The following is a 6075-nucleotide window of genomic DNA, read 5'->3' as shown; positions in this document are numbered from 1 at the left end:
TTCGCGGCCCCCTGGTGTCTCGCGTCCGAGCCGTCGAGACTCGCGACTTCGTCGCATGCGCTTCGACGACTCGGACGCGAGACGGGCCGCGAACGTCGCTCGTAAGACTCGCTCCGTGGTGGTCGGGTCGGGAACGGATGGTCTCGACACACTGACTACCCGAGGCAGTCGATCAGGTGGCCAATGGGGAGACGTACAATCTCCCCGTTGGCTATTTGTGTATGAGGGGTCGTTGCACCCCGTTTGCACGACAACATTGCACAGCCGTATGCACCCGCCCGCGTGGCGTCGGTCTTCGGTAGTGGCCTCCCGGCAGGCGAGCAGTCGCCGGCGGGCTTCGATCGATGACCGCCTCCGCGTCGCCGTTTCCAAGGGGATTCGGCCGGGTGTGCGCGTCGCAGCCAGGAGGGTTGCCGCGCGTCCGTATCCGGTACGGCTGACGAGAGCTGGATCGCGCCCACCCGGCGCTCGATCCAGCGAAGACGAGAGGTTGAGAGCAGAAAAATGTCTGAAACAACTACATCTTCGGCCATCGAGGTCGAACCCGGTGTGTTCGAATCCGTCGCGCTGATCGATAACGGCACCTACGGAACCCGCACCGTCCGCTTCGAGACCGGCCGTCTGGCCCGCCAGGCCGCCGGTTCGGTCGTCGCCTACCTGGACGACGAGACCATGCTGCTGTCCGCGACCACCGCGGGCAAGCACCCCAAGGATCAGTTCGACTTCTTCCCGCTGACGGTCGATGTCGAAGAGCGCATGTACGCCGCGGGGCGCATCCCGGGTTCGTTCTTCCGTCGTGAGGGCCGCCCCTCCACCGACGCGATCCTGACCTGCCGCCTGATCGACCGTCCGCTGCGCCCGTCCTTCGTGGACGGCCTGCGCAACGAGATCCAGGTCGTGGTCACCGTGCTGAGCCTGGACCCGAACGATCTGTACGACGTCGTGGCCATCAACGCCGCATCCGCCTCCACCCAGATCTCGGGCCTGCCGTTCTCCGGCCCGGTCGGCGGCGTGCGCGTCGCGCTGATCGACGGCCAGTGGGTCGCGTTCCCGACGGTCGAGCAGCTCGAGGGCGCGGTCTTCGACATGGTCGTCGCGGGTCGGGTCGTCGAATCCGGTGACGTGGCCATCATGATGGTCGAGGCCGAGGCCACCGATCGGGTCATCGCGCTGGTCGCCGACGGTGCGCAGGCACCGACCGAGGCCGTGGTGGCGCAGGGCCTCGAGGCCGCCAAGCCGTTCATCGCCCGCCTGTGCAAGGCACAGCAGGATCTGGCCTCGCTGGCTGCCAAGCCGACCGAGGAGTTCCCGCTCTTCCCGCCGTACCAGGCTGATGTCTACGAGGCCGTCGAGGGCACCGCCAAGCGCGAGCTGGGCGAGGCGCTGAGCATCGCCGACAAGCAGGAGCGCGAGGCGAAGATCGACGAGATCAAGCTCGCTGTGCTGGACCGGCTGGCCGACGACTTCACCGGTCGCGAGAAGGAACTGGGCGCGGCATTCCGCTCGGTCACCAAGAAGCTGGTGCGCCAGCGCATCCTGTCCGACGGTTTCCGCATCGACGGTCGCGGGCTGGCCGATATCCGTGCTCTGTCCGCCGAGGTCGCGGTGGTCCCGCGCGCCCACGGTTCGGCGCTGTTCGAGCGTGGCGAGACCCAGATCATGGGCGTCACCACCCTCGACATGGTGAAGATGGCCCAGCAGGTCGACTCGCTCGGCCCGGAGACATCCAAGCGCTACATGCACCACTACAACTTCCCGCCGTTCTCCACCGGTGAGACCGGTCGTGTCGGTTCGCCGAAGCGTCGCGAGATCGGCCACGGCGCGCTGGCCGAGCGGGCCCTCATCCCGGTGCTGCCGAGCCAGGAAGAGTTCCCCTACGCCATCCGTCAGGTCTCGGAAGCGTTGAGCTCCAACGGTTCCACCTCGATGGGTTCGGTCTGTGCCTCGACCCTGTCGCTGCTGAACGCCGGTGTGCCGCTGAAGGCGCCGGTCGCCGGTATCGCCATGGGCCTGGTGTCGGACACCATCAAGAACGACAAGGGCGAGGACGAGGTCCGCTACGTCGCGCTGACCGACATCCTCGGCGCCGAGGATGCCTTCGGCGACATGGACTTCAAGGTCGCGGGCACCCCGGACTTCGTCACCGCGCTGCAGCTGGACACCAAGCTGGACGGCATCCCCTCGCAGGTGCTGGCCGGTGCGCTGAGCCAGGCGCACGATGCCCGCACCACCATCCTGGAGGTCATGGCCGAGGCCATCGCCACTCCGGACGAGATGAGCCCGTACGCTCCGCGCGTCACCGCGATCAAGATCCCGGTCGACAAGATCGGTGAGGTCATCGGCCCGAAGGGCAAGGTGATCAACCAGATCACCGAGGAGACCGGCGCCAATATCTCCATCGAGGACGACGGCACGGTCTACGTCGGTGCGACCAGCGGCCCGGCGGCGCAGGCGGCGATCGACCAGATCAACGCCATCGCCAACCCGCAGCTGCCGAAGGTCGGCGAGCGCTTCCTGGGCACGGTCGTCAAGACCACCGCGTTCGGCGCGTTCGTCTCGCTGCTGCCCGGTCGCGACGGCCTGGTGCACATCTCCAAGCTGGGCAACGGCAAGCGCGTGGCCAAGGTCGAGGACGTGGTGAACGTCGGCGACAAGCTGCGGGTGGAGATCGCCGATATCGACAACCGCGGCAAGATTTCGCTGGTGCCGGTCGACGAGAGCGCCGACGAGCCGGAAGCCGCCGAATCCGTTGATGCGGGCCAGGCGGAGACCGAGTAGTACTTGTCTCTGTGACGAAGAAGAAGACGACAACCCCTCTGCTCCGCGGCGAGCAGGGGGGTTCGTCTCTGGAGCTGCGGATGGACCAGATGCGGGGCACCGACGCGGGGGTACGGCGCACCGTACTACCCGGCGGGCTGCGCGTGGTCACCGAACATGTGCCCGGCGTGCGTTCGGCGTCGATCGGGGTCTGGGTGGGGGTCGGCTCGCGCGACGAGGGACCGACCGTCGCGGGTGCCGCGCATTTCCTGGAACACCTGCTGTTCAAGGCGACCCCGACGCGTTCGGCGCTGGATATCGCGCAGGCGATGGACGCGGTCGGCGGCGAGCTCAACGCGTTCACCGCGAAAGAGCAGACCTGCTTCTACGCCCATGTCCTCGACGAGGATCTGCCGCTGGCCGTCGATATGGTCTCCGATGTCGTGCTCAACGGCCTGTGCCGGGCCGAGGACGTGGACGTCGAGCGGCAGGTGGTGCTCGAGGAGATCGCCATGCGCGACGACGATCCGGAGGATCTGGTCGGCGACGCATTCCTGTCCGCGCTCTTCGGTGATCATCCGATCGGGCGGCCGGTGATCGGCTCCATCGAAACCATCGAGGCGATGAATGCCGCGCAGTTGCGCGGCTTCCATCTGCGGCGCTACCGGCCGGACCGGATGGTCGTCGCGGTCGCGGGCAATGTGGAGCACGACCACACCGTGGAATTGGTGCAACGCGCATTCGCGCTCCGGCTCGACCCGACCGCCGAACCGGCCCGCCGTCGCGAGGGCCGCTTCCGGCCGCACAGCGCACCTGAGCTGCACTGGTGCCATCGCGACAGCGAACAGGCGCATCTGGCCTTCGGCGTGCGTGCCTTCGGGCGGCACGAGGGGGAGCGGCGCTGGCCGCTGTCGGTGCTCAATACCGTGGTCGGGGGTGGTCTGAGTTCGCGGCTGTTCCAACGCATTCGGGAGGAACGCGGACTGGCGTACTCGGTGTATTCCAGCGTCGACACCTTCGCCGATACCGGCGCGTTCTCGGTGTACATCGGCTGTCAGCCGGAAAACCTCGGCAAGGTGGCGACATTGGCGCGCGGGGTGTTGGAAGAGATTGCGGCCAATGGCATTACCGACGCGGAATGCGCGCGCGCCAAGGGTTCGTTGCGTGGTGGACTCGTGCTCGGCCTGGAGGATTCGGCATCGCGAATGAACCGGATCGGTCGCAGCGAACTGAGTTACGGCAACCACCGCAGCGTTTCGGAGACGTTGACGCGCATCGATGCGGTGACCACCGATGAGGTTTCCGCGATCGCCCGTACCCTGCTGGCGCGGCCGTTCGCGGCCTCGGTGGCCGGACCGTACCGGCGCACCCGGGACTTGCCCGCCGCGGTGCGGCGATTGGTCGAGGACTGAGGTAGATCAACAAGGTGGCCGGTGCGATTCGCGCCGGGCACCGATCCGATCGGGGTGGATATGACGGGATCGGCGCTGGGGCGTGCCGAGGTGGCGGTCGAACTCGGACGGCTCGACGAGGCGCGCCGGATCATCGGCGAGGCATTGGTCGAGCAACCGGACGATCCGGTGCTGCTGGAACGCATGGCCGATATCGCCTATCGACTCGATCAGACCGACGAGGCGCTGCGCTATGCGACCGCGGCGATCGCCGCCGATCCGGCGCGCATCGACGCGTATCTGACCGCGGCCCTGGCCTACGACGCCTACACCATGCGTGACGAAGCGCAACGGCACGCGCGCATGGCGACTCGGTTGGCGCCCGACAATGTCGCCGCCCTGCTGGTGCTTGCCCGAGTGATCGCCGATGCGGCGACCACCGATAAACCACGAGCCGAAGCCCGCGATGCTCTCGAACGGGCGACGCAACTCGCCCCCGCGCATGCGGGCACACACGCCCACGCGGCGGAAACCTATCGGCGACTAAATGATTCGGATGCGGCCCGACGCCACGTCGAGGCCGGTCTCGCCGAGGACCCGGCGCATGCCGAACTGCTGCAGACCCGCGCGCGGCTGGACTTCGAGAACATCGCGACCAGGGATAAGGCGGTCGCGACGCTGCGTGGACTGCTCGGCTCGAATCCGGGCAATGCGGGCGCGCGTCGGCTGCTCGCCGAAATCATGTGGCGGGCGCTGATCCGGCTGGCCGCCTGGGTGTGGTTCTTCGCGGCCGCCGTGGTTTCCCTATCGATGTGGATTCCCAGGGGCGGCATGCGGGTGCTGACACCGGTGCTGTTCGTGGGTGTGCTCGGTGCGTGGTTCGGCGTGTTCCGGAAGCTGAGAAGTCAGCTGCCGCAGGGATATATGCGCAAGCGGCTGCTGCGTCCGGAAGCGTTGTCGGCGTTGGTGATCGGGCTGCTGTCGAGTTTCGTCGCCGATATCGGTGGGCTGGTATTGCGATCGGATTGGTCGGCCGAGGATGTGCGCGGCGGGTACATCGTGGTGCTGGTCGGTGTGGTGGGTGCCGCGCTGGCGCATCTGCTGCTGTTCGGTGCGTGGGTCGTGCGGCGCGACGGCGAGTCGGATCGCAGTGCGGGGGAGGAGTTCGCGCTGTTGAGCGTGATCATCGTGGTCGTCGGCGGGCTGCTGCTCGTCGGAATGCTTGCCGCGCTGCGGCATTGGGCTCGTCAGCCCGCGGCGTTCGGGGTGTTCGTCGCGATCGTCGGCATTGCGGTTGTGACGTTGCTGCTCGAGATTCTGCTGGTGCAGGCGCTGGAGTACCGGTGGCGGATGTTCGACGCGTATGTCGGGGGCGTGCTGTTGGTCGCGGCTTTGATGGCGCTCGCGATCTGGTGGGGTTTGCACCAGACCGCCACGCAGACCTTCCACAGCGATGAGCGAACTCCGGTGCCGACCGCCCCGAAATCACCGCCGATGGTTCCGACCTTCCACTTCACTCCGCCGCCCGTTCCGACGTTCCATTTCACGCCGCCGGTGCTGCCGACACCCGCGGGTTGAGTCAGTCGCTGTGGGCGCGGTTCGCCGCCTCGACGATCGAGGGCAGCAATCCGGGCAGGGCATTGTCGAGGTCGTCGGAGCGCAGGCGCTGGCAGGTCTGCCCGTCGATAATCAGTCGCTCGATGACACCGGCTTCGCGCAGAATCTTGAAGTGATGGGTGGCGGTCGACTTGTTGATCACCTCATAGAGCGCACCACAGCGCACGGCGGTGCCCGCATTGCTCAGCCGTCGCACCATCTCCAGCCGCACCGGATCCTGCAGGGCGCCGAGCACGGCGGGTAACGAGGCGACCGGAGGCGCCTCGGTGGCCGATTCCTTAGTTTCGGTCATGATCTACCTCACAGTGGT

Annotated in this window: 4 protein-coding genes; 3 read left to right on the top strand and 1 reads right to left on the bottom strand. The window is 67.2% G+C overall.

All coding sequences use genetic code 11. From position 1 onward, the window contains the following. Positions 1-504: 504 nt before the first annotated feature. The 3 genes from ACZ60G_RS38720 to ACZ60G_RS38710 all read left to right on the top strand — a co-directional run bounded on the left by ACZ60G_RS38720 (position 505) and on the right by ACZ60G_RS38710 (position 5726). Positions 505-2778 carry a polyribonucleotide nucleotidyltransferase gene (locus ACZ60G_RS38720; RefSeq protein ID WP_465816883.1) on the top strand — a complete coding sequence of 758 codons (2274 nt, stop codon included), beginning with the start codon at positions 505-507 and terminating at the stop codon, positions 2776-2778. 80 nt (positions 2779-2858) lie between these two features. After that, a complete protein-coding gene (locus ACZ60G_RS38715; RefSeq protein WP_465816881.1) occupies positions 2859-4169 on the top strand; it encodes a M16 family metallopeptidase in 1311 nt (436 codons plus the stop codon). 21 nt (positions 4170-4190) lie between these two features. After that, entirely contained in the window at positions 4191-5726 is a 1536-nt protein-coding gene (locus ACZ60G_RS38710; RefSeq protein WP_465816879.1) for a tetratricopeptide repeat protein, read from the top strand. 1 nt (position 5727) lies between these two features. Here ACZ60G_RS38710 and ACZ60G_RS38705 read toward each other — a convergent pair whose 3' ends face one another. Next, a complete protein-coding gene (locus ACZ60G_RS38705; RefSeq protein ID WP_465816877.1) occupies positions 5728-6057 on the bottom strand; it encodes an ArsR/SmtB family transcription factor in 330 nt (109 codons plus the stop codon). Positions 6058-6075: the final 18 nt, after the last annotated feature.

It is taken from the genome of Nocardia sp. NPDC102475 (assembly GCF_055584605.1).
The sequence above is the reverse complement of the archived record's forward strand: the minus strand, read 5'-3'. Positions and strand labels throughout refer to the sequence as shown.

What these genes read in the sequence shown, in the direction of transcription:
- ACZ60G_RS38715 (WP_465816881.1), top strand. Translation starts at nt 2,859, where the DNA reads ATGGACCAGATGCGGGGCACCGACGCGGGGGTACGGCGCACCGTACTA.
- ACZ60G_RS38705 (WP_465816877.1), bottom strand. Translation starts at nt 6,057, where the DNA reads ATGACCGAAACTAAGGAATCGGCCACCGAGGCGCCTCCGGTCGCCTCG.
- ACZ60G_RS38720 (WP_465816883.1), top strand. Translation starts at nt 505, where the DNA reads ATGTCTGAAACAACTACATCTTCGGCCATCGAGGTCGAACCCGGTGTG.